4 protein-coding genes are annotated in these 2707 nt (G+C 41.6%); all 4 read left to right on the plus strand.

Translation table 11 applies throughout. The annotated features are described in order from the left end of the window. On the plus strand, positions 1-261 hold a 261-nt coding region (locus tag PVV69_RS09580), incomplete at its 5' end, for a head decoration protein (protein ID WP_273757313.1). Positions 262-273: 12 nt separating this feature from the next. Continuing rightward, on the plus strand, positions 274-1350 hold the full coding sequence (locus tag PVV69_RS09585) for a major capsid protein (RefSeq protein WP_273757320.1): 1077 nt from the start codon (positions 274-276) through the stop codon (positions 1348-1350). A 1-nt stretch (position 1351) separates the two neighbouring features. Continuing rightward, on the plus strand, positions 1352-1702 hold the full coding sequence (locus PVV69_RS09590) for a hypothetical protein (RefSeq protein WP_273757321.1): 351 nt from the start codon (positions 1352-1354) through the stop codon (positions 1700-1702). Between the two features lie 313 nt (positions 1703-2015). Further along, positions 2016-2585: a Rha family transcriptional regulator gene (locus PVV69_RS09595; RefSeq protein ID WP_404978385.1), complete on the plus strand. Its 570-nt coding sequence runs from the start codon at positions 2016-2018 to the stop codon at positions 2583-2585. Positions 2586-2707: the final 122 nt, after the last annotated feature.

The following is a 2707-nucleotide window of genomic DNA, read 5'->3' on the forward strand; positions in this document are numbered from 1 at the left end:
GCGGGAACTGTCATGGGAAAGATAACCGCAACGGAACACTATGTCCCCCTTAATCCAGCAGCAACAGATGGCAGCCAAACACCGGCAGGGATTTCCTTTGCCACTGTTGACGCAACAGGCGCAGATCAACGCGCCGTGATTACAGCACGCTTATGCACAGTGAAAGCTTCTGAACTGCTATGGCCAGATGCCATCACAGATGAGCAAAAGAAAGCAGCCATTCAGTCTTTCGAAGACAAAAACAACATTCTATTGAGATAGGAGAATGCACACATGGATATGAATTTTTTTAAACATGATGCTTTCTCAAGCATCACAATGATGAAAGCCATTGAAAACTATGAGTTTCAACCTGGTCTTGTAAGCTCTCTTAATCTTTTTGAGGAAGTTGAAACCAGTACCACAGTGGTTGGTATTGAACGGCGTGATAATACATTTTGGCTTATTCAAACCAGTGAACGTGGTGCACCTTTGGCAGAAGGTGATAGAGAGGGTCGTAATCTTCGGTTTTTCAAAACAACACGGATTGCCAAAAGTGATACGGTGAAATCAGAAGAAATCCAGAACCGGCGTGAATTTGGCGCAGAAGATCAACTCGAGACAGCAATGAAATATATTGCCAGAAAACAAAAGAAACTGATTTCTGAAATCGAATTGACATGGGAAAATATGCAGCTTGGCGCTGTTCAAGGTGTTGTCCTTGATGCTGATGGCTCTGTCATTGTTGACTGGTACAAAGAATGGGAAATCACGCCACCAAAGCCCATTGACTTTAAACTGAATAATGAGACAACCAATGTTGCTGACAATGTTGATCGGGTCATTATGAGGATGATTGAGGCTTCAAAAGGAGCATTTTCTGATCGTTCGCGCATTATTGGGCTTTGTGGAAATGAATTCTTTTCCAAGTTGAAAAACCATAAAACAATTCGTGAAACTTATCTCAACACAGCCTTAGCACAAACACTTAATAGCGCCGGAGGTGTTGCAACACCAAGCGCAATTGGTTCTGGAAGTTTTGGCAGTTTTGACTTTGCAGGTGTCACTTTTATTAATTACCGGAGTATTCACAACTATAATGTGAGTGCGAAGGCTGGAACAAAGCGTGCCATAGGAATTAAGCCTGATGAATGTCAATTCTTTCCTGTTGATGCGCCTGGTGTATTCCAAAAAACCTTTGCTCCTGGTGAAAGCTTGGATTTTGCCAACACCGTTGGAAAGCCTCTCTACACCATGTTGATCGTTGATCACGACCGTAATGCATGGGTAAAACCGGAGGTCTATAGCTATCCGCTTTACATTTGCACACGCCCTGAAATGCTGTTTAAAGCCGTGATTGGAGCGAAATAACATGCGATGGCACGGGCTGCTAAACCAAATGGTTAAAGATGTGCGCAACACTTTTGGGCAGCCCATCATCTACACGCGAAAGGACAATCAGCAATCTTTTCGGATCACAGCAATTTATACCATTAAGCATTCAGAATCGGATGCCGGTGGCAGAATCCCCACGACAATTGCAAGAAAGGAACTTGATCTTTGTATCAATGACATTGGAGGCTTACCACCAAACCCTCAAGATAGTGTTGTAATCATTTTCCCTGAAAACAGCAAAGCCCCCTCTCAAGAGCACTTCGTGATCACAGAGGTACAAGCCTCTGAATCCGGTATGTATAAGCTTATCTTGCGGGAGATAAAATAAAGATACACTTATTAATTTTTTAAAATATGAAGTCACCGCTTGACAATATGGCAACAATATGTCTATTGTCGAATCAGGTGCCTGAGAACACCTTAAAACATCTAGCGGATTGGTTGCCGAAATAATCAATCTTCTGTGCATTGCAAAGACTTTGACTCATTATATGCGACAAGTGTATAATGACCTCATCGGGTGTAGTTATGCTATACAATACCCTTATGGGGAAAGCATAACGACGGACTAGATGCCGTGTTTTCAGCACCCGATACCTTTAAGGGTGTCAATGAAAACATCTAACATCTAGGAGTTCACAATGAACACACTTATAGAAACTAAAGAAGGTGCTACTAACAGTGCTACCGCTCAAACTATGTCTAGTCGTGAGATTGCTGAGTTGTGTGGTAAAAGACATGACCATGTCATGCGTGATATTAAGAAAATACTTGAAGAATTATACATTGAAGGAGGTCTCCCCAAATTTGGGGGCACCTATATAGACAAACAGGGAAAACCTCAAAACTGCTATAAACTCCCCAAGCGTGAATGTTTAATTCTTGTTTCTGGTTACAGCACTGTCTTACGAGCAAAAATAATTGACCGTTGGCAAGAATTGGAAAAGCAAGTTGCTGTTCCACAAGTTGATTATTCCAAGCCCGAAGCATTACTTGGTGTCTTGAATCACTTACAAAGTCAAATTGAGCAGAAAGATCATGTGATTGCAGAATTAGCTCCAAAAGCACAAGCTTTGGAGGGCTTAAAACGCTCTGATGGGCTGTTCGGTCTTATTGAAGCAGCAAAGATGTTAGAGGTACGACCAAAGGATTTGACTAATTACTTTTATAAAAACATTACATTGCCACTTGACAATGTAGCGACAATATGAATAATCGAATCAGGTGCCTCAAAAACACCTTAAATACCAAGCGGGCGAGCTACCGAGATAGTTTATTTTCCGCACATTAAAGGCTTTGACTCATTGTATGTTACACGCATATAATGATATTG

The organism is Bartonella sp. MM73XJBT (genome assembly GCF_028618465.1).
Taxonomy (GTDB): domain Bacteria; phylum Pseudomonadota; class Alphaproteobacteria; order Rhizobiales; family Rhizobiaceae; genus Bartonella.

Excerpts from the sequence above, each read along its gene's own strand:
- PVV69_RS09585 (WP_273757320.1), top strand. The coding sequence starts at position 274 with ATGGATATGAATTTTTTTAAACATGATGCTTTCTCAAGCATCACAATG.
- PVV69_RS09590 (WP_273757321.1), top strand. The coding sequence starts at position 1,352 with ATGCGATGGCACGGGCTGCTAAACCAAATGGTTAAAGATGTGCGCAAC.
- PVV69_RS09595 (WP_404978385.1), top strand. The coding sequence starts at position 2,016 with ATGAACACACTTATAGAAACTAAAGAAGGTGCTACTAACAGTGCTACC.